This is a genomic window from Citrobacter amalonaticus, assembly GCF_018252635.1.
GTDB classification, from domain to species: Bacteria; Pseudomonadota; Gammaproteobacteria; order Enterobacterales; family Enterobacteriaceae; genus Citrobacter_A; species Citrobacter_A amalonaticus_E.
In genome coordinates, this window is record NZ_JAGTXM010000001.1 from 693,664 (window position 1) to 713,213 (window position 19,550).

Consider the following 19,550-nt stretch of genomic DNA (forward strand, 5'->3'; position numbering starts at 1 on the left):
TTCATTGGTAGTGACTCCTGCTGGTATTACGTCCCTGAAAGGCGTTAATGATCTCTTTTCGCCTGCAAATACGTCATTTCTACTGTCTGGTTTTCAACTGAGCGGAGAAGAAAGCATTGAAATCAGTCTCAACAGGTTGATTTAAGACTTGTTAACAGATCGTTTTCTTTTTTAACTGACTCTTTTTGAATATTATTTTGAATGAGAACAACGGTTTTGTAATCGCTTTTTTCAAAGATTTATTATGCCGAGCTGATGGAAAATAGTCAATTAGAGCGAATGACCTTAAATGTCATGAAATACATAATATAACGTCTTAAATATCTCAGGGTCTGGTATTTTATCCTTAAATTCAGTGAAAGGATGAGTATTTACTCATCTAACAGTAAAGTAGTGGTGGCGGTGCTCCACGCGCTATGCTTAAGGGATGAACAAAAAAAGAGGCAATGTCATGGATAAGCAACTTGAGGATGCGGGTTACCGCGTTTATACCGGTGAGAAAATCGATGTTTACTTCAGTACGGCGATTTGCCAGCACTCCGGAAATTGTGTGCGTGGAAACGCCAAACTTTTTAATCTGAAGCGCAAGCCGTGGATTATGCCTGATGAAGTGGATGTATCAACGGTGATCAAGGTTATCGATACCTGCCCAAGTGGGGCGCTGCAATATCGTCGTAAATAAGCGAGGGAAGGATGGAAATTCTGGAAGGTCATAATAAATTCTATGTGAATGATGCGCAGGGGAATCAGGTCGCTGAAATCGTTTTTGTTCCGACCGGTGAACATTTAAGTATTATCGAGCATACTGATGTCGATGCCAGCCTGAAGGGACAAGGGGTTGGAAAACAGCTGGTGGCGAAAGTGGTGGAAAAAATGCGCCGCGAGAATCGCAAAGTGATCCCGCTTTGTCCGTTTGCCAAACACGAGTTTGATAAAACCCGTGAGTATGACGATATTCGGGCCTGAGAATAGGCCGGACAATGTGCTTACGCTGTCCGGCTCATTTCATCCTTCCCGATGCAGTAAATCCTGATAAATCGCTGTTAATATTCCCTGCGGTCCAAATTCCTTTTTGATCCACTGGGTCACCTGACCGGTAGCGGAGTGCTGGGTGGCGAGCAGCATCCGTGAATCCTGACGTGGGTTATGGATCTGTCGTATGACCAGCAGTGAATCCTCCATCGCTTCACGCACCATATAGTCCGGCAAAAAACCAATTCCTTCGCCGAGGATCTGACACTGGCATTTGGTATTAAAATCCGGTACGAGAATCGATTCCTGCCCATGAAGCAACCAACCCACCTTTTTATTAAGGGTATGCGCAGTATCTTCCACCATAATGTTCGGATAGAGACGCAACTGACTTTCGGCGATCGGCTCCGGCATGAACGCCAACGGGTGATCCGGTGCGATCGCAAAGGCCCAGCGAATGGCGCCAATTTCGGTGTAATCAATACCGCCACCGTCCAGCAGCGTATCGGGGGCACCGATGGCGATATTGGCCTGGTTGTTGATGATGGAATCCCAGACGCCGTTATACACTTCGGTTGTGACCGTAATTTGACAGGTCGGAAACTGTTTCTTCAGTACCTGGAGTAATCGCGCGGTGTGTTTTGGCGTATACAAAAGCTGATTGATGCAAATACGTACCCGTGCCTCAATGCCCTGCGCGATAGTATCAATGCTGCGCTTGATGGCGTGAAAGTCGTTCAGTAGATCAGTAGCTTTGCGAAAAAAATAGCGCCCCGACTCGGTGAGTTCAATACTGCGGGTATTGCGGGTAAACAACACCACATCAAGACCCGCCTCCATCCTTTTGATGGTATAGCTGATGGCTGAGGTCGTCAGGCCCAGTTCCTCCGCCGCCTTGCTGAAACTGCCAAAACGCGCGGCAGTGGTGAAGGCTTGCAGATTTTCCTCCGTAAAAATTGAATTCATGCACCGGCTCCTGGCTTCAGCTATTTATCGGACCTCTTTAATGAGATGAATTTATGGGTTGAGGTTATTAATTAGCAACCACTTTTGAATGATTTTTAAAAACCGCGTTGGCTGGGCTCAGTAGGCCGGTTAAGGTGTTTACACCGCTATCCGGCAATTTGTTACAGCCCGCCAGGTGGCGCAGTGCTTATCCGGCCAGTATACGCCTAGGCGGTCTCTTTCGAAGTTGCTTCGCTCAGCTTTCGCCCTGTGTATTCCGAGATAAAGCCCACGCAGTTCCCGGCTAAGAAGCCGAGTAACGTTACCGTCCAGTTCAGTCCGGTGGCGAAAAACAGCGTCATGCCGAGGAAACCACCCGGAATAAACGAGGTTAACCAGAAACGCCCCTGCCAGACGATGACGGCGGAAAACGGTACGGTCATGACTACACTTGCCCAGAACGAAGAAAGCCCGCTCACGGTAGCAAGCCATCCTGAGGCCAGCGCCGCCAGAAAAGCCCAGACGGCGCCGGTATAGTTAACAAACAGGCTCTTTACGAATCCCGCTTTACTCCCCCCGGCAGCATAGAAGCTGCAAAACGCGACAAAACCGATGGTTCCCAGTAATTCCCAGCCTGGAGCCAGCCCAACCCTCGAGGACACCATCTGCCAGAGACCTGCGCAAATGCCGACAGTAATGCCTGTTGCGGTGAGTCCGTTCATCTTTATCTCCTCTCGTTATAAACGTCTGGATCGTGTGGTTTCGTTCGGCAACTAAAACTATATAGAAAGAAAACCTGATTGAGTTAAGGGGAATAGCGGCAAAGAAATAAAGGGTGCACTACTGCACAGTCTGTGTGGATTGTTAAAAATCATTCAATAATTAATCCGCTTATGGCGAATAAAATTTAAGCGGGTTCTTTTCTATAAATTTCGTTGCTATTCTCAGTTCATCAGATACAGCCACAAAAATCAGGGGAATGATCATGACAAATAACAGTCTGATGACAGACTACCTCTTGGCTGCGCAGTTGGGGGATGTGGAGACATTACTTTCCTGCCTGGAACAGGGTGTAGATGTAAATATCTGTAATCGCCAGGGACAGACGGCTATTATTCTGGCTAGCTTGCATAAAAAATATGACTGTGTTACCGCCTTAATTAGCGCAGGTGCGGATATTAACCTACAGGATCAGACCTGTTTAAATCCTTTTTTACTAAGCTGTCTGAATAACGATCTTACCCTGTTGCGTTTAATTCTACCGGCCAATCCCGATCTCAATCGGTTAACGCGTTTCGGCGGTGTGGGTTTAACGCCTGCTTGTGAAAAAGGCCATCTTGATATCGTCAAAACGTTATTAACGCAGACGTCGATTAATGTGAATCACACTAACTTTGTTGGCTGGACGCCGCTGCTGGAAGCCATTGTGCTAAATGACGGTGGTGAAACACAGCAGGCGATTGTTGCCTTATTACTGGAAAATGGCGCCAGCCCGCATATGACGGATAAGTACGGCAAAACGCCGCTGGAACTGGCAAGAGAAAAAGGTTTTGAGGCCATCGCTCAACTGTTGATTGCCGCAGGTGCCTGACGAAGGAGGTACGCTATCAACACCCCAAAACGGCGGTGTGTGCAAGCGCTAACTGCGGATGCGAACTTTCTCTGCGAACGTGGCATTGGGCGGGTCGAACAGGTTTTTTCCAGGGCGGTCAATCTCTATCTCCCGGCACAGCACCAGTTACTGACGCTGTTGTGTGAAGAGTATGACAACGCGCCCAATAGTGCCCGGTTAGCGCTCACCCACTTTGACGGCTTGTTCCGGCCCGGTGAGTTGGTTCAGTTTCATCCTTCAGGGATAACGATTGGTGATGATAAATGGATAGACACGACGTTCTGTCATGGCTGGCATACGCCGAAACTGCAATTGAGTCCCGAAAGATTCCGGGAAATTCCCTGGCTGCGGTGGAGCGACTTTATCCATCAACAGTTACGGGAGAATGAGACATTATTTCTCTGGCGTGGAGATAATCCATTTTATCAGGCGCTATGTCACGAATTACAGCAACGACGAAATACATTACTAAGTGCAATGCAACAAGGGGCGAAAATTGTACCCGCCGTGACCCGAATGATGGGCCTGGGTATAGGCCTGACGCCTTCGGCAGACGATTATCTGGTTGGTCTGAGTGTTATTTTGTTTATTACGGGACATCCGGCAGAAAAATACAGGGAGGCATTTTGTACGGCACTGAAATCGGGCAGGGAAAATACTACGCTGCTTAGCGCAATTACGCTGAAGGCCGCATTTGAACAGCGTTATCGCGAAAATATTTCCGGGTTTATTAGCCGCATGATTAATGAGCCCAATGATTTTTCTATCCAGTCTATTGCCAATATTAAAAATATTGGCTCAAGTTCCGGCTGCGACATGCTGTATGGCATGGCGGATGCCTGCGCGTTGAGCCAACTGTATGGAGGGAATTATGTCAGTAAAGATAGTCATTAAACAGAATACCTATTTTGATTCCGTGTCGCTTATGTCTATTTCCACTCGCGCGAATAAACTCGACGGCGTGGATCAAGCATTTGTCGCGATGGCGACCGAGATGAATAAAGGAGTGCTTAAAAATTTGGGGTTGTTGACGCCGGAGTTGGCTGAAGCGAAAAACGGCGACCTGATGATTGTGATCAACGGCAAAGACGGCGCAGACAATGATCAAACGCTGATGGCCATTGAAGAACTGTTCATAAAAAAAGCGGAAAGTGGCTCGCACGAAGCGCGCTATGCCACGCTGGCCAGTGCGAAAAAGCATATTCCGGACAGCAACCTGGCGGTGATTTCGGTAAATGGTCTGTTTGCTGCCCGTGAAGCGCGTCAGGCGCTGCAAAACAATCTGAACGTGATGCTGTTTTCTGACAACGTTTCTGTTGAAGACGAACTGTCGCTCAAACAGTTGGCGCACGAAAAAGGGCTGCTGCTGATGGGGCCGGACTGTGGCACCGCTATTATCAACGGCGCAGCACTGTGCTTCGGTAACGCGGTCCGCCGCGGCAATATCGGCATTGTGGGCGCGTCGGGTACCGGTAGTCAGGAGCTGAGCGTACGCATTCATGAATTTGGCGGTGGGGTATCGCAACTGATTGGCACCGGGGGGCGCGATCTGAGTGAGAAAATCGGCGGCCTGATGATGCTGGACGCTATCGCGATGCTGGAAGACGATCCGGAAACGGAAATCATCGCTCTGATCTCAAAACCACCGGCCCCGGCCGTGGCACGTAAGGTACTGGAGCGTGCGCGAGCTTGTCGTAAGCCCGTCATTGCCTGTTTCCTGGGCCGTGCACAACCGCCTGCTGATGAGCAGGGGCTGCAGTATGCTCGCGGGACGAAAGAGGCTGCGCTGAAAGCGGTGTTGTTGAGCGGCGTGAAGAGCGCATCGCTAAACCTGCATCCGCTGAACGAGACGCTAATCGCCGAGGTTCGCGCGCGTCTGACCCCGCAGCAAAAGTACATCCGCGGTCTGTTCTGTGGCGGTACGCTGTGTGATGAAACCCTGTTTGCGGTGATGGAGAAACACGGCGACGTCTATAGCAATATTCATCCCGATCCGGCCTTCCGCCTGGCAGATCTGAATCGCAGCGTGAAGCACACCTTCCTCGACTTTGGCGATGACGACTTCACCAACGGTAAGCCGCACCCCATGATCGACCCGACCAACCGCATCAGCCGGCTGTTACAGGAGGCCAACGATCCCGAAGTGGGCGTGATCGTGATGGATTTCGTGCTCGGCTTTGGCTCGCACGAGGATCCTGTGGGTTCGACTCTCGAGGCGATCAAAGAGGCGAAAGCGATCGCCGCCGCTGATGGCCGTGAACTCGTGATCCTCGCTTATGTGTTAGGCACCGATCTCGATACACCGTCGCTGGAAAAACAGAGCCAGATGCTGAGCGAGGCGGGCGTGATCCTGGCAAGCAGCAGCACCAACACCGGTCTGTTGGCCCGTGAATTTATCTGCAAAGGGGAGGAAGCCTGATGAACCAGTCACTGTTTACCCAACCGCTGAACGTCATCAACGTGGGTATCGCGATGTTTAGCGACGATCTGAAAAAACAGCATGTCGAGGTGACACAACTCGACTGGACACCGCCGGGCCAGGGCAACATGCAGGTAGTGAATGCGCTGGATAGCATTGCCGATTCGCCGCTGGCGGAGAAAATCGCCGCCGCGAACCAGCAGGCGCTGGAGCGGATTATCCAGTCGCATCCCGTGTTGATTGGTTTTGATCAGGCGATCAATGTCGTGCCGGGCATGACGCCGAAAACCATTCTCCACGCCGGCCCGCCGGTCAGTTGGGAAAAAATGTGCGGCGCGATGAAAGGCGCGGTTACCGGGGCGCTGGTGTTTGAAGGCCTGGCAAAAGATATCGATGAGGCGGCTGAACTGGCAGCCTCCGGTGAAATCACCTTCTCGCCGTGCCACGAGCATGACTGCGTCGGTTCGATGGCTGGGGTAACGTCTGCATCGATGTTTATGCACATCGTCGAAAACAAAACCTACGGCAACGTCGCTTACACCAACATGAGCGAGCAGATGGCGAAGATCCTACGCATGGGCGCTAACGACCAGAGCGTGATCGACCGGCTGAACTGGATGCGTGACGTGCAGGGCCCTATGCTGCGCGATGCGATGAAGATTATCGGTGAAATTGACCTGCGTCTCATGCTGGCCCAGGCGCTGCATATGGGCGATGAGTGCCACAACCGCAACAACGCCGGCACCACGTTGCTGATTCAGGCGCTGACGCCGGGGATCATACAGGCCGGTTACCCGGTTGAACAACAGCGTGAAGTGTTCGACTTTGTCGCCAGCAGCGACTACTTCTCCGGCCCGACGTGGATGGCGCTGTGTAAGGCGGCGATGGACGCGGCGCATGGCATCGAATACAGCACCGTGGTGACCACAATGGCGCGTAACGGCGTGGAGTTTGGTCTGCGGGTCAGCGGCCTGCCGGGGCAGTGGTTTACCGGTCCGGCACAGCAGGTGATTGGCCCGATGTTCGCCGGGTACAAACCGGAAGACTCCGGTCTGGATATCGGCGACAGTGCGATTACCGAAACCTACGGCATCGGCGGGTTTGCGATGGCCACGGCACCGGCCATCGTGGCGCTGGTTGGCGGAACGGTGGAAGAGGCGATCGATTTTTCCCGTCAGATGCGTGAAATCACACTGGGCGAAAACCCGAATGTGACCATTCCGCTGCTGGGCTTTATGGGCATACCGACGGCGATTGACATCACTCGCGTCGGCAGCAGCGGCATTCTACCGGTGATCAATACCGCGATTGCGCATAAAGATGCAGGGATCGGCATGATTGGCGCAGGGATTGTCCACCCGCCGTTTGCCTGCTTCGAAAAAGCGATCCTGAGCTGGTGTGAACGCTATGGCGCGTAACCGCTCACTCCCCGGCGCTTCCTGAGCCGGGGGGCTTTCTCAAAACACACCATAACCACATCACATTCTGTACCGGAAACCAACACGATGAAAGAACTTGTGGTCGTTGCCATTGGTGGCAACAGCATTATCAAAGATAACGCCAGCCAGTCGGTTGAACATCAGGCCGAGGCGGTGAAAGCCGTCGCCGATACCGTACTGGAGATGCTGGCGTCGGACTACAATATTGTGCTGACCCACGGCAACGGCCCGCAGGTTGGGCTGGATTTGCGTCGTGCGGAGATAGCCCATGAGCGCGAAGGGCTGCCGTTGACGCCGCTGGCAAACTGTGTCGCTGATACTCAGGGTGGGATTGGCTATCTGATCCAGCAGGCGTTGAATAACCGACTGGCGAAACGTGGCGAGCAGAAAGCCGTCACTGTTGTCACTCAGGTTGAGGTGGATAAGAACGATCCCGGATTTACGCATCCCACCAAACCTATCGGCGCGTTCTTTAGCGAAGCCCAGCGTGATGAATTACAGCGGGCCAACCCCGGCTGGCAATTTGTGGAAGATTCCGGACGTGGCTACCGTCGGGTTGTCGCGTCACCTGAACCGAAGCGCATTGTTGAAGCCCAGGCCATTAAAGCATTGACCCAGAAAGGCTTTGTGGTTATCGGTGCGGGTGGTGGCGGGATCCCGGTGGTGCGCGGTGAGCAGGGCGATTATCAGAGCGTCGATGCGGTTATCGATAAAGATCTCTCTACCGCGCTGCTGGCGCGAGAGATCCAGGCGGACATTCTGGTGATCACTACCGGCGTGGAAAAGGTGTGCATTCACTTTGGCAAACCGGAACAGCAGGCGCTGGACTGGGTCGACATCCCCACGATGACCCGTTACATGCAGGAAGGCCACTTCCCGCCGGGCAGTATGCTGCCAAAAATTGTCGCCAGCCTGGCGTTTCTCCAGCACGGCGGTAAACGCGTCATCATCACCACGCCTGAGTGCTTGCCTGCTGCGATTCGCGGCGAGACGGGCACCCATATCGTCCATTCATAACAGGAAGCAACGATGAAGCAAAATAAAAGCCGACGTGAGTTTCTGAGTCAGAGCGGGAAGATGGTTACCGCCGCCGCCCTATTGAGTGCTGGTGCGCCCGTTGCGTACGCGGCAACCTCGGATACAACAACCTGTGACGTCAAGGGCACCATGAAGATTAACGACACCCATTACTACCTCGATAATGTCCTGCTTGAGACGGGTTTTGACTATGAGGGGCAGGTGGCGGTTCACACGCGTACAGCGCTGCAAACCGTAGAAATTCAGAACGGCAAAATCGTCGCGTTACGTGATAACAAAAGCCACCCGGATGCCACACTGCCGCATTACGATGCGGGCGGCAAGCTGATGTTGCCAGCCACGCGCGACATGCACATACACCTCGACAAAACGTTCTACGGCGGACCGTGGCGTTCGCTGAATCGTCCGGCAGGCACCACCATCCAGGACATGATCACACTTGAGCAAAAGCTGTTGCCAGAACTGCAACCTTACACTCAGGACCATGCCGAAAAACTGATCGACCTTCTGCAGTCGAAAGGGACCACCATAGCGCGCAGCCACTGTAATATTGAACCGGTGTCCGGTTTGAAAAACCTGGAGAATCTCCAGGCGGTGCTGGCACGGCGTAAAGCGGGCTTCGACTGTGAAATCGTGGCGTTTCCGCAGCACGGTCTGCTGCTGTCGAAAGCGGAACCGCTGATGCGTGAAGCGATGCAGGCTGGCGCGCACTATGTCGGCGGGCTGGATCCGACAAACGTTGACGGCGCGATGGAAAAATCTCTCGACACCATGTTCCAGATTGCCCTTGATTATGACAAAGGCGTGGATATTCACCTGCACGAAACCAGTCCGGCGGGCGTGGCAGCGGTGAAGTATATGGTTGAAACGGTTGAGAAAACGCCGCAACTGAAGGGCAAGCTGACCATCAGCCATGCCTTCGCGCTGGCGACAATGAACGAACAGCAGGTAGATGAGATCGCCGCCCGTATGGCTGCGCAGCAGGTGACCATTGCGTCGACGGTTCCGATTGGCACCTTACATATGCCGCTAAAACAGTTACGCGATAAAGGCGTAACGGTGATAACCGGTACCGACAGCGTGATCGACCACTGGTCGCCTTACGGTCTGGGCGACATGCTGGAGAAGGCGAACCTTTATGCGCAACTCTATATCCGTCCTAATGAACAAAGCCTTTCCCGCGCGCTGTTCCTCGCGACAGGTAATGTGCTGCCGCTGAACGAGAAAGGAGAGCGTGTCTGGCCGAAAGCGCAGGATGACGCCAGCTTTGTGTTGGTGGACGCCAGTTGTTCTGCTGAGGCGGTCGCACGTATTTCACCACGATCCGCCACGTTCCATAAGGGGCAACTGGTGTGGGGACGCGTTTCATCCTGAACGCGGTCTGCTGGCCTACGCTACGGCAGACGTAATACGGCTTTTTCATATTGCCAGAGGGTGCCGTGATCGTTGATCGCTTCATAGTGAACCGATGAACACGATGCTCCACGTCCCTGGAGCGGGACCGACACGGAGGCAAGCGGCGCAACCATGACGCCGCTTGCACTGCCGGACTCACAGCGTATCCCGGCCAGCGTGATATGCCACGGGGTGGGGTTGGTTATCTGTAACTGCTTTTGCGGTTCGACATACGATACGCGTAGCTTCTCTGCATCGCTTTCCTTAAGCGCACCGACACCCTTCGGACGAATGAACAGCTTCATGCGGATGCGTAACGGCAGTACCACTTTCTGTGTCACCTGCGCATCGGTCTGCGTCATGGGGGGGATCTGATACACGTTCAGCCAGTACAGCGCTTCGCGATCGCGCGGTAAAGCTGAGGTGTCGGTCAGTTGCAGCGTAATGCTGCGCAGCTCGCCGGGCTGCATTTTAAATACCGGCGGCAGCGCGATGACGGGCGTCGTCTCCTCGTTGGGCTGGCTTGCGGGGTTGCCTGTATCGGTCCAGATCTGAACCAGGGCTGGCTGTTGCGGAGAGTTGATCAGCGCCAGCGAAGCGCTTTTGTCACCGGCATTAAAAATTACCCGGGTCACTTCGCTATTTACCACCGCGTGAGCGGAGAACGGCAGAGCCTTCAGCAGCACCGCGCTACTGAAAGCTAACCACCACCTGAAGTTGTGCATAAACCGATCCTGCTGTAATGGCTTCGCCGGGAATGGCTTCCAGCGAAGCGGTGAATTCACCGTTGTAAAATTCGGTCGACCCGCTTGTTGAGGTTTTACTGGTTAAATCGGCATAACCGTACCATCCTCCGGCGTTGCCTGTGGCGGTTGACGTCAGGTTTGGCAGAAGGTTGATGGCGCTACCGCCCAGTTTCTCGCTGTAGATGCGAATGCCCACACCGGACGCCACGCCGCTGGCACCATAATGATTATCGAGTAGCCAGGTCCAGGCCCCTGACCCGGTTTTGAGCCCTAACTGGTTCGCCGCATTCGCCGCCGTCTGGTTATTCACCAGAAAACCCATCGCGACGTTCGCTTTGCTGGTTGTTGAGACCGCAGTGCTGGAAATCGCGCCGGTTTCGCATTCGACGGTAATGTTAAAGGGCGTCCGCGCCGTACCGCCACCGCTCAGTTCACCGACGCTAATCGGCGGCAGGCGGACGATGGCAGGATAGTCGTCGATCCGACAGGCCGCGCCGCGCACAAAGTAGGTCTGGTTGGTGAGTGCCCAGCCGCCGGGCCACTGCATGGCACCCCAGCCGTCGTAGTGGGTTCTGCTGTCAGCGCCGTCAAACAGTCCGGAGCTCATCCCTCCGCCGTGAAAGGCGATATAACCCGCTGGCCCCGCGTAGGCATAACCATAGCGATTTGAACTACTCACCCCTTTCGATGCGTCATCAACGCGAAAAAGCTCAATGAAAATGTCGCTGAAGGCGCTGCCCGGGATGTAAATGTAGGTTCCATCATTGAACATCTCGCTTTCAGGGATGAGGCGTGTTTGCCAGTAGCGTGAATAGTATTGCCCGGTTTTCAGGTTGGTCAGTCTGAGCGCCACGTTTTTGACGTAGGTGTAGTAAGCGCCTTCAATCCCTGCAACCGCTTCTCTGCCGCCCCAGGCATCATCACCGTTGGTGGCGTAATACTCATACACCTTGCCGATTTCAGCGACGTCACAGCGGAAATAGATCTGATTGGCGTTGACGCCCTGGGTGCGGCCGTTAGGGACAAAACTGGCCGTTGAGCTGGCGAGCAGCGTGCCTTCGCTTTGAAAACCCGTGCCGCTGCTTAAAGTAATGGCGCCGGGTAATCCCAGCTTGCCCCTCACTTCGCTATCGCCAACCCCACCCCAACTGGCGCCGATGTAGCCAGCATCTTTCGCCGCCTGAGACAGATCGTTGGCAGAGGTTACCCTTTTACAGGCAGACCATGCCGGCTGTGTCAGTACGACACCGACCAACAGCAGCGGAAGAAAAGAGGATAATTTCATAAGCCATCACTCCTGGCGGCAAGGTAGCGTAAGTTGATACAGCGGCGTGTCGCGCGTCGTTGGTAATTGATACCAGATCTGGCATTGTCGGGCGGCGTTCTTACCCCACTTAACGAACAGCACCCCGGACTGTGCGGCGATTCGGGCGTAGATTTGCCCGCCCTGGCCCATGATGCCCACGGCTTCGCCATCGCTGTCCATGACGTCCGCGCCCATCGGTGGCTGACTGCCGTCAGGCAGGGTGGTGTTGATCAATGTTGCTTTACCGTGCGTGGTCTTGAACGTTACGCGGGAAATTGCGCCGGCATAGGGGACCAGCCGCTTGCTGCCGCCCTGAAGTTCGACGTCATCGGCCATATTCTGGCTGTCGAGGCTAATGGTGTTATAACGATAGGGCGTTAACGACGGGAGGATCGCATAGCCGAAACGGTCCACCGTCGCGCCCTGACCGTTACGAATCTCGGCACCGCGTGCACCGGGGGCTTCCACCAGTGCGAAGGTGTCGCTGGTATACGGGCCGGCAGTCATCCCACCGCGATGGGCGACCAGCGTACCGGACATCCCCAGCCCATACTGCTGATAGCTTTCGCCCCGGGAGGCCCAGGCGCGGAAGGCGCCTACAGAGGTGCGGTGTTCAAGATTACCGCCCCAGGTTGTGCTGTCGCCGCTGTCGTTATTGTGTTCGATGCCGCTGTAGAGCGCCCACGACGTGGTACTTTTTTCACCTGTCGTCCCGCTCATCCCGACCGTTGCCGTCCGACTGTCGCGGCTGCGGTTCATGTCCATGTTGATTTGCGAGCGACTGGAGCCAAAGTCGAACGGAATTGAGATCCCCAGCGACACGGTGTTTTCCGTGTATTTTCGCTGGTTCTCGTTATTAAAATCACGATCGTTAACGCTGCTGAAGTAGCGGTTGGAATAGGTACTCCGCTGGCGCGCGGCGCTGATATTGAAGTTGATATCACGCCAGCTATTGCTATAACCGAGCTGCAACTGGGTGATACGCGAGGCGTTGTTATAGTAATCCGAGGTGCTGCCGGTAAAGCTCAGCATGCCCCAGTCGCCCATCGGCTGGCTGAGGGTTGCCGAGAAGTTGTTCCGCTGATTGAGGGTGTCAGAGTAATAGATCGTGCCGTTTTTCTCCTGGCGACGTACGCCGAGTACGTCCTGCAAATCACGATAGCCGCTGGTGGAATAGCGATAGGCCGCGAGGACCAGGTTGGTTCCGGTGGTGAAGGTTTTACTGTAGCTTGCTTCGACGCGCCAGCCTTGTTGTTTTTCGTTATTTTCCACACGAGCGCTGGAAAAGACCGTGTTCAAACCGAATGCCCCGACGGAGGTTGCCAACACGCCGCCTGCGAGGAAAGCCTGATAGTTATCCGCCAGTCGCGAACCCATGTTGGCCGTCAGTGCGTTGCTCATCCCACGCTGCAACACGCCTTCAACAAATTTATTCTCCACGCTGTAATATTGACGAACGTAGCCCATCGCCAGTTCGTAATTCCAGTTACCGGGACGAATCGAGTCCGGTACGGCGGAATAGGGGACGGTGAAGCGCGAAACCTGTCCGTTTGCTTCAACGACATCCACAGTCAGATCGCCCTGACCGCGGGTGTTATACAGATCGTTAATGACAAAGGCGCCGGGCGCAACGGTCGTTTCGTAAATGACTTTTCCCTGCTGGCGCACAACAACATGGGCCGTTGTGGTGGCAACACCGCGCACTTCTGGGGCATAACCTCGTTTGCCCTGTGGCCACATGCGTTGGTCAGTGCTGAGCTTGACGCCATTGAATGACAGATTGCCAAACAGACTGCTGTTGGTGTAGTTGTCACCGAAGGCAATGATGCTATCCAGTTGCGGCAACGGCCGCTGTACCGAGGTGGCTACCGCATTGTATTTATAGTGTCCCCCCGTCTGATTGTCATCGGCGTAGCGCAGGTTGCCCTGATGGCGAACCTGCCACAGGCCAAGATTGAGTCCGCCGTTAACGTTGCTCCACAGATAGTCATAGCGCAGATGGCTGTCCGTATTTTCGGTGTGGTAAAAGTTGGTATTGTGGCGCAGAAACAGTGCGGTTTCCCCGGCATCCCATTCGGATACCGGAATGAAGCCTCTTGGCGAGTGCAAGAGTTCGGCCTGAGGAACCACCAGATTCAGGCGTAACGCGCTTAAATCCACTTCCCAATTGATTTTCTGTCCCAGGCTATCGATTGGCAGACAGGCCTTGGGAGAGGGATTTTGCCGGGTACGAATGGCGCTGGCGGTAATCAGTTCCGGTGTCAGACAGGGCTGAATCCGCGCATTATCGCCTTCCGGTTTGACCAGCGTGACAGACGCCTGATGGCGAATCAACTGGTTGTTGAGATAGACGTCGAGCATATAGTCGCCCGTTGAAAGCGCATCATCCCGCTGATTAAAGCGATCGAGATCCAGTGACTTACCAAAATCAGAACCCTGCAAAAGCGCCGGGTCAAAGTAATACTCCGCACACGCCGCCACGGGGATGAACGCCAGGCCGACCAGAGGTGCGACGACGGGTTTACAGAGGATAGTCGGCACTGATGCGTGCTCCCTGATCGTTGATCAAGGTTATGCGTACGCGCTGCGCGTCAGCGGTTCGCGGAAAGTGAAACGTTTCGCTGGCAAAAGGCGAAATCATGTCATTTTTGGGGTGCTGGATGTGCGATGAACCGTCGGGTCGCAGGGCCGCGACCGTGACGAAATATGGCTGATTGTTTTTAATACTTATTGTTAGTTCTTTATTTCCGCTAATCCGTTTGACCTGTAAATTTTCCAGCATTTTTTGCGGATCGCCAACCAACCCCGCCGGGCGATAAAAAAGTTTAACCCGATTGCGTAACATAATCAGCAGACTGTTTTGTTTTTCGGTTTGGCTTGCTGACTGCCCGGCATTGGTCGGGGGGATCTGCATGAAATTAAAATAGACCAGCGACTCCCGGTCCTGCGGTAATTCTTTTCCCTGAGTGTAAACAATACGAATGATTTGTCCTTCGCCAGACTGAATACGAAATGCCGGCGGTGTGGCAATAAACGGAACTTGCGCAGATTTTTCCGGGCCATCGGCCATATTACCGTTATCGAACCAGCTCTGGACAACATAAGGAATAGCATCTTTATTTTTCAGATGCACATCAGTCGATTTCGCCGCGCCATTATAAATGATGCGCGTTCCTGTCATCGTAATACTGGCATTGACGTGGCTACAGCACGTGGCTAAAAAAAGATACAGGCAGCCTGAAATAAACGTGCGATGACGAGGAGAGATTCGCATGGTATTTTCCCTGAATATAGATGGCGGGAGTACATTCCCGCCAGAACAACTTTTACTGATAAGAAACAGCGTATTGCAGTGAGGCCAGCACCGTACCCGTGGTGGCGGCACCACCGCTGTAATACTGGGCTTTATAGGTCGCGCTTGCTGAGGTCTGGTTAGCGGCGAGAGAGAGGTCGCCGGTGCCGGTAAAAGCGCTGCGGAAATCAATTTCGTTGCCGCTGGTGTCGAGAATTTGGATCTCCACATCCGTTGCAGAACCGGTGCTGCCCAGGTTTCCGGTGGCAGAACTGATATTGTTGCCAACGAAGACTGTTGAGATCTGCACGCCCGCTGGCGAGCCGGTACAGTTGCTCACACCGACATCAAAAGTCGTCGCGCCAGCCACCTGATTAGCATTCAGTTCGGTAGCCGTTACGGTCGGCAGCAATACCACCGGAGAAGCATTCGAGCCATTTACCGATATAGAACAGGTTTCGTCACTCACTTCACCCATAAACGTAATGGTATTGTCAGAGGCTAGTGCGTTTGAGGAAAAAAGCACAGAAGCCATCAGCGCCGAAAGAAAGGCACGATTTAAGGTCATAATTCAAACTCCATTTATTTTTTCAGTCGTGTTGATTTCCCCTGTAAAACAGGGTTCTTCCATGCGCAGGGACATTTAACGTGATGGCTCTGAGCGGGAATAAGGACAAAATAAAATTATTGGTAATTTTCTTAAAGGGTGAGAGGTTTACTGCGTCAGAAATATTATAACGGCAATGATGGTATTTTCGCAGTGAGCTTAACTTTACCCGTACGAATAAGTTTATTTGTCTTTGCGGATATTATCCGGAATATTCCTGGAGAGGAAAATCGTTTAAAACGAACAGATAGAATGTTAGTGATAGGTTGGGACTATTAAAAACTGGAAATAGATCGGCATTAACTTTATTAGGAGTTTTAGATTATTAGATGATTAATATTGAAGTATTTAGTTGAGCGCAAAGCGTATCACCACATTATTAATGTGTCATGTTAGGATAATTCACATTTTATGCATAAGGAAAAATGAATAGTTAATCGTGCTAACCATTTTTCAAATGACATGCCGGGTTAAGAATTTTATGTGATTACTGCTCTTCTTTTGGAAATCAAATGGAATGGTTTCCAGTAATCGCGGATTGTTCGACATCAAAAAACAGAAAAAAAAAGCATATCCTGTAATTGATATTGAGTCGCTTTTATCATTCACGTCGCAATCTATGGGGCAGACTTGTTATGAAACAGTGATGGGGAATCGATTTTTGTGCAAATGCAACGTATTTTGCAGCGGCAGCAGGCTGTGTTGAGTGAGCCAATAGTCACCTTTACTGCGAAGTGGGGGGATTTTCTGGAAAGATGCGTGAGCACAGCGACAGGCGCTGTGCGTCAGAAGAACGTTTTCAGGAGGCGTGAACAATCCCCATGTAGCCATGAATGCCCATATACAGACCGACCAGACCAATCAACAGGCTGGAAAAATAGGGCGCTTTTCTTGCCAGCGCGTTGAATCCACTCCAGCGTTTAGCGACCTGATGGACGCTGACAGCCGCGCCCACGCCGACGGTTACCAGTGTAATCGCCAGACCCAGGCTAAAGCAGAGCACCATCGTTGCGCCGAGCGTAAAGGCCTTCAATTGGATACAAATCAGCAGCACGGTAATTGCCGCTGGACAAGGGATCAGTCCGCCAGTCAGTCCGAACAGCAGGATTTGTCCGTTAGTGACCTCTTTGCCGTGAAACCGACGTTGAATATCGCTGGCATGCGCACGTTCGTGTGCGTCTTGCCAGGCTTTTGATCCTTCCGTGAGTCCCGCCAGGACGCTATGGTCGTGATGATGCTCGCGATCGTGCGGTGTATGATCGTGGTGTTCATGATGATCGTGGTGGTGACCGTGAGCATCATGCTGCATATCAGCGAGCCAGTTTCGCTCACCCTGCCATGTTCGCCAGAACATCCAGGTTGCGGTACCCAGAATAATGAAGGCGGAAATCAGTTGCAGCCAGGGCTCCACGGACTCTGCGGTAAATGCCCGACTGATATACATACCGCCGAGGGCGATTAGCCAGACCACGGCGGTATGGGAGAGCGTTGCCGCCAGTCCCAGCATCACCGCCTGCTTGATCGTCCCTTTAATGGCGATGATAAATGCCGCCATCATCGTTTTCGAATGCCCGGGTTCCAGTCCATGAAGCACGCCGAGAAGAATTGCGCTGGGAATAAAAAACCACGCGTTACCTTGCTGAAGAAGTGTTGAAAATTCACCCATGATAATGATTCTTAGTTGCCAGTCTTCATTTGATTCTACTCCCCCCCAGTACCGAATACTACCCCCTAGTAGAAACGTAATGCTATAATCCAAAAGGATTTATGTTAATGAGGTGTAGTGATGTCACATACCATCCGGGATAAACAGAAACTAAAAGCCCGAACCAGCAAAATTCAGGGGCAGGTGGTTGCACTGAAGAAAATGCTCGATGAGCCTCACGAGTGTGCAGCCGTGTTGCAGCAGATCGCCGCGATACGTGGGGCGGTGAATGGTTTAATGCGAGAAGTAATTAAAGGGCATCTGACCGAGCATATTGTCCATCAGAGCGACGAAGAAAAGCGGGAAGAGGATCTGGATGTAGTCCTGAAGGTTCTGGATTCCTATATAAAATAGCCGGGAACAGAGTCCCGACTCGGTGTCTTAGCAATACACGACAGCCTGATTTCGCTGGGCAATATAGCGCTCAACGTGTTTATAGCCACTGATGGATTCAAGCGCATGTAGCAGGCAGCAAACTGCCCGGGCATTCGTCCGATCCGTTTCGTCTTCACTTTGACTTTGCAATGCCTCTTCACACAACCTGCGTACGGCAGGTGGAAAGGCGAGTTTTTGCAAAGAGCACTCCAGCTCACCGAAAGCAATCTCAGCACGGGCCGTAAAAAGCGATAACAGTACCGAACTCAGCGCGCGCGTTTCTTCTTCGTAATATCCCACTTGATAATCCTTGTCCATTTCGTTCCCTGTAGTCGGACTCATCTGCGTCGTTGCAAATGCACTGCTGTACCATCCGTCTCTTTGAGCAACAACGGGTAAGATGACTTATTGCCAGAGACCGGATGCGAATGAATGAACAATGAATTGATTCGTCCACCCATTCTTTTTTCAATTCTTTGTTTGTAGGCGTAGATGCTGCGGATATCCATCTCCAACAACTGAGCGATCTGGTGCGGATTACTGCCTGCGACCATATGGCCCAGAATGGTGAATTCCATCTGCGTCAACGTATTACCTTTGATGAACGACAAATGCCGCCCGATAAACACCTGCCTGATCTTCTCATTGGCGACATCCAGTCCGTCATCGTGGTAGATGATGGCGGAAATGGCAGGATGCTTTTTGCGCCAGTAGTTGGCGAGCGACTGCATGTTGCGATCGCTTATCAAAATAATGCCCATGCGGGTGCTTGCGAGATATTCTATCCACTCTGAGTCCAAAAACAGGCGTAAAAAGCTGATAGAGAAATCCACAAAAATATAACCACTAAGTCTGGCGTTGTGATTGTTATTTAAAATACCTTCAATGACCCCCTTATTAAAATAAATGCTTTCTTCTGGCCACATGCAAAAACAGGCATTGGCGCAATACTGTAAGCGGGGTGATTTTTCGGGCATTATTTTACAATGCAAGGTACAACTGCTGCATGTCAAATTCTTTAATTTAACGTCCAGCCCCATATTGAGAGCCTCCCTATCCGTAGATGATTTCATAATTTCATCCGTTTTAAAACATGTCAATACTCTACAAAATGCAACTTTGATAGAGAGGAAATCCGAAAATATGTTTATTGCTATTATTCTTAATCCCGGATTTTTTAGGGGGATTATCTCTGTATCAATTCAGGTTTCTGGCGGGGGCATTACTCAACTGGCGAAGCATGAAAAAACGTCTCCAGGAATTTTGTAACAACCACCAGGAAAATCTATATTGCAAAAATGTTTAAGTTTTATCGCTAAATCGCATTAATGGCAAAAAGTTGATCTTATGTTAAATTGTCTGAAAGAAATGTAACAAGGGTTCTGCCTTTTATTAAGTAATGCTATTTATCTGTTTGTCCGTTTTTTAAACGTGAAACAATAATAATGGGTGCTTAGTGATAAAGCATCTAAAATGGTCTTAATTAAGAATACATGATCCTTTTCAGGTGGAAGTGTATTGATTTATAAGAATTTTTATTTTTGGCTTATGATTGCACTGACATATCTATTATATATTTAGTGATCTCCGTATAAGATTTTTGTAGCATAACATTCATCATGTAAATGCGAGAATGCACACAGTGCTTGAGAAGTACACACACACAACAATATACACAATTAATAACCTGGTTGACTTT

19 protein-coding genes are annotated in these 19,550 nt (G+C 51.9%); 9 read left to right on the forward strand and 10 right to left on the reverse strand.

The genetic code is table 11. From position 1 onward, the window contains the following. Positions 1 to 451: 451 nt before the first annotated feature. Together yjdI and KE671_RS03230 are read left to right on the forward strand one after the other, a co-directional pair. Complete coding sequence (gene yjdI, locus KE671_RS03225) at positions 452 to 682, forward strand: 4Fe-4S mono-cluster protein YjdI (protein ID WP_206161681.1); 231 nt, start codon at positions 452 to 454, stop codon at positions 680 to 682. An 11-nt stretch (positions 683 to 693) separates the two neighbouring features. Then, positions 694 to 966 (forward strand): GNAT family N-acetyltransferase, encoded by a 273-nt coding sequence (locus KE671_RS03230; protein ID WP_125369796.1) that lies wholly within the window; start codon positions 694 to 696, stop codon positions 964 to 966. A 39-nt stretch (positions 967 to 1,005) separates the two neighbouring features. Here KE671_RS03230 and KE671_RS03235 read toward each other — a convergent pair whose 3' ends face one another. Together KE671_RS03235 and KE671_RS03240 are read right to left on the reverse strand one after the other, a co-directional pair. Next, positions 1,006 to 1,938, reverse strand: coding sequence for a LysR substrate-binding domain-containing protein (locus KE671_RS03235; RefSeq protein WP_206161682.1), 933 nt, complete (start codon positions 1,936 to 1,938; stop codon positions 1,006 to 1,008). A gap of 206 nt (positions 1,939 to 2,144) precedes the next feature. Beyond that, entirely contained in the window at positions 2,145 to 2,639 is a 495-nt protein-coding gene (locus KE671_RS03240; protein ID WP_206161683.1) for a DUF1097 domain-containing protein, read from the reverse strand. Between the two features lie 263 nt (positions 2,640 to 2,902). Between KE671_RS03240 and KE671_RS03245 the strand changes: the two genes are divergently transcribed. The 6 genes from KE671_RS03245 (at position 2,903) to KE671_RS03270 (ending at position 9,799) form a co-directional block, all read left to right on the forward strand. Further along, a complete protein-coding gene (locus KE671_RS03245; protein ID WP_206161684.1) occupies positions 2,903 to 3,508 on the forward strand; it encodes an ankyrin repeat domain-containing protein in 606 nt (201 codons plus the stop codon). 39 nt (positions 3,509 to 3,547) lie between these two features. Beyond that, positions 3,548 to 4,423 (forward strand): DUF2877 domain-containing protein, encoded by an 876-nt coding sequence (locus KE671_RS03250; RefSeq protein ID WP_206161685.1) that lies wholly within the window; start codon positions 3,548 to 3,550, stop codon positions 4,421 to 4,423. Next, positions 4,401 to 5,948, forward strand: coding sequence for an acyl-CoA synthetase FdrA (gene fdrA / locus KE671_RS03255; protein WP_206161686.1), 1,548 nt, complete (start codon positions 4,401 to 4,403; stop codon positions 5,946 to 5,948). Before KE671_RS03250 ends, fdrA begins: the two co-directional genes overlap by 23 nt. Next, positions 5,948 to 7,366 carry a DUF1116 domain-containing protein gene (locus tag KE671_RS03260; RefSeq protein ID WP_206161687.1) on the forward strand — a complete coding sequence of 473 codons (1,419 nt, stop codon included), beginning with the start codon at positions 5,948 to 5,950 and terminating at the stop codon, positions 7,364 to 7,366. Before fdrA ends, KE671_RS03260 begins: the two co-directional genes overlap by 1 nt. A gap of 87 nt (positions 7,367 to 7,453) precedes the next feature. Then, positions 7,454 to 8,404 carry a carbamate kinase family protein gene (locus KE671_RS03265; protein WP_206161688.1) on the forward strand — a complete coding sequence of 317 codons (951 nt, stop codon included), beginning with the start codon at positions 7,454 to 7,456 and terminating at the stop codon, positions 8,402 to 8,404. 12 nt (positions 8,405 to 8,416) lie between these two features. Then, a complete protein-coding gene (locus KE671_RS03270; protein WP_206161689.1) occupies positions 8,417 to 9,799 on the forward strand; it encodes an amidohydrolase family protein in 1,383 nt (460 codons plus the stop codon). Between the two features lie 20 nt (positions 9,800 to 9,819). Here KE671_RS03270 and KE671_RS03275 read toward each other — a convergent pair whose 3' ends face one another. The 6 genes from KE671_RS03275 to KE671_RS03300 all read right to left on the reverse strand — a co-directional run bounded on the left by KE671_RS03275 (position 9,820) and on the right by KE671_RS03300 (position 17,437). Beyond that, the gene (locus KE671_RS03275) at positions 9,820 to 10,545 is read right to left on the reverse strand and encodes a fimbria/pilus periplasmic chaperone (RefSeq protein ID WP_206161690.1); all 726 of its coding nucleotides are present in this window, start codon (positions 10,543 to 10,545) and stop codon (positions 9,820 to 9,822) included. After that, positions 10,511 to 11,851, reverse strand: coding sequence for a fimbrial usher protein StbD (gene stbD / locus KE671_RS03280; protein ID WP_206161691.1), 1,341 nt, complete (start codon positions 11,849 to 11,851; stop codon positions 10,511 to 10,513). Before stbD ends, KE671_RS03275 begins: the two co-directional genes overlap by 35 nt. A 6-nt stretch (positions 11,852 to 11,857) precedes the next feature. Continuing rightward, positions 11,858 to 14,413, reverse strand: coding sequence for a fimbrial outer membrane usher protein (locus KE671_RS03285; RefSeq protein ID WP_206161692.1), 2,556 nt, complete (start codon positions 14,411 to 14,413; stop codon positions 11,858 to 11,860). Beyond that, complete coding sequence (locus KE671_RS03290; RefSeq protein ID WP_241029728.1) at positions 14,394 to 15,146, reverse strand: fimbria/pilus periplasmic chaperone; 753 nt, start codon at positions 15,144 to 15,146, stop codon at positions 14,394 to 14,396. Before KE671_RS03290 ends, KE671_RS03285 begins: the two co-directional genes overlap by 20 nt. A gap of 52 nt (positions 15,147 to 15,198) precedes the next feature. Beyond that, complete coding sequence (locus KE671_RS03295; RefSeq protein WP_206161693.1) at positions 15,199 to 15,732, reverse strand: fimbrial protein; 534 nt, start codon at positions 15,730 to 15,732, stop codon at positions 15,199 to 15,201. A gap of 838 nt (positions 15,733 to 16,570) precedes the next feature. Beyond that, complete coding sequence (locus tag KE671_RS03300; RefSeq protein WP_206161694.1) at positions 16,571 to 17,437, reverse strand: nickel/cobalt efflux protein RcnA; 867 nt, start codon at positions 17,435 to 17,437, stop codon at positions 16,571 to 16,573. Positions 17,438 to 17,557: 120 nt separating this feature from the next. Between KE671_RS03300 and rcnR the strand changes: the two genes are divergently transcribed. Continuing rightward, positions 17,558 to 17,830 carry a Ni(II)/Co(II)-binding transcriptional repressor RcnR gene (gene rcnR / locus KE671_RS03305; RefSeq protein WP_042999451.1) on the forward strand — a complete coding sequence of 91 codons (273 nt, stop codon included), beginning with the start codon at positions 17,558 to 17,560 and terminating at the stop codon, positions 17,828 to 17,830. 27 nt (positions 17,831 to 17,857) lie between these two features. On the opposite strand, the gene KE671_RS03310 is transcribed toward rcnR, so the two are convergent. Further along, positions 17,858 to 18,169, reverse strand: a complete 312-nt coding sequence (locus KE671_RS03310; protein ID WP_206161695.1) for a hypothetical protein — start codon at positions 18,167 to 18,169, stop codon at positions 17,858 to 17,860. 20 nt (positions 18,170 to 18,189) lie between these two features. Continuing rightward, entirely contained in the window at positions 18,190 to 18,891 is a 702-nt protein-coding gene (locus KE671_RS03315) for a helix-turn-helix transcriptional regulator (RefSeq protein WP_206161915.1), read from the reverse strand. Positions 18,892 to 19,550 lie beyond the last annotated feature (659 nt).

Bases quoted from the DNA above. Each gene is read 5' to 3' on its own strand.
- KE671_RS03230 (WP_125369796.1), top strand. From the start codon at position 694: ATGGAAATTCTGGAAGGTCATAATAAATTCTATGTGAATGATGCGCAG.
- KE671_RS03240 (WP_206161683.1), bottom strand. From the start codon at position 2,639: ATGAACGGACTCACCGCAACAGGCATTACTGTCGGCATTTGCGCAGGT.
- KE671_RS03315 (WP_206161915.1), bottom strand. From the start codon at position 18,891: ATGGGGCTGGACGTTAAATTAAAGAATTTGACATGCAGCAGTTGTACC.
- fdrA (WP_206161686.1), top strand. From the start codon at position 4,401: ATGTCAGTAAAGATAGTCATTAAACAGAATACCTATTTTGATTCCGTG.
- KE671_RS03310 (WP_206161695.1), bottom strand. From the start codon at position 18,169: ATGGACAAGGATTATCAAGTGGGATATTACGAAGAAGAAACGCGCGCG.
- KE671_RS03265 (WP_206161688.1), top strand. From the start codon at position 7,454: ATGAAAGAACTTGTGGTCGTTGCCATTGGTGGCAACAGCATTATCAAA.
- rcnR (WP_042999451.1), top strand. From the start codon at position 17,558: ATGTCACATACCATCCGGGATAAACAGAAACTAAAAGCCCGAACCAGC.
- KE671_RS03235 (WP_206161682.1), bottom strand. From the start codon at position 1,938: ATGAATTCAATTTTTACGGAGGAAAATCTGCAAGCCTTCACCACTGCC.
- KE671_RS03290 (WP_241029728.1), bottom strand. From the start codon at position 15,146: ATGCGAATCTCTCCTCGTCATCGCACGTTTATTTCAGGCTGCCTGTAT.
- KE671_RS03275 (WP_206161690.1), bottom strand. From the start codon at position 10,545: ATGCACAACTTCAGGTGGTGGTTAGCTTTCAGTAGCGCGGTGCTGCTG.
- KE671_RS03300 (WP_206161694.1), bottom strand. From the start codon at position 17,437: ATGGGTGAATTTTCAACACTTCTTCAGCAAGGTAACGCGTGGTTTTTT.
- KE671_RS03295 (WP_206161693.1), bottom strand. From the start codon at position 15,732: ATGACCTTAAATCGTGCCTTTCTTTCGGCGCTGATGGCTTCTGTGCTT.
- KE671_RS03260 (WP_206161687.1), top strand. From the start codon at position 5,948: ATGAACCAGTCACTGTTTACCCAACCGCTGAACGTCATCAACGTGGGT.
- KE671_RS03245 (WP_206161684.1), top strand. From the start codon at position 2,903: ATGACAAATAACAGTCTGATGACAGACTACCTCTTGGCTGCGCAGTTG.
- yjdI (WP_206161681.1), top strand. From the start codon at position 452: ATGGATAAGCAACTTGAGGATGCGGGTTACCGCGTTTATACCGGTGAG.
- stbD (WP_206161691.1), bottom strand. From the start codon at position 11,851: ATGAAATTATCCTCTTTTCTTCCGCTGCTGTTGGTCGGTGTCGTACTG.
- KE671_RS03270 (WP_206161689.1), top strand. From the start codon at position 8,417: ATGAAGCAAAATAAAAGCCGACGTGAGTTTCTGAGTCAGAGCGGGAAG.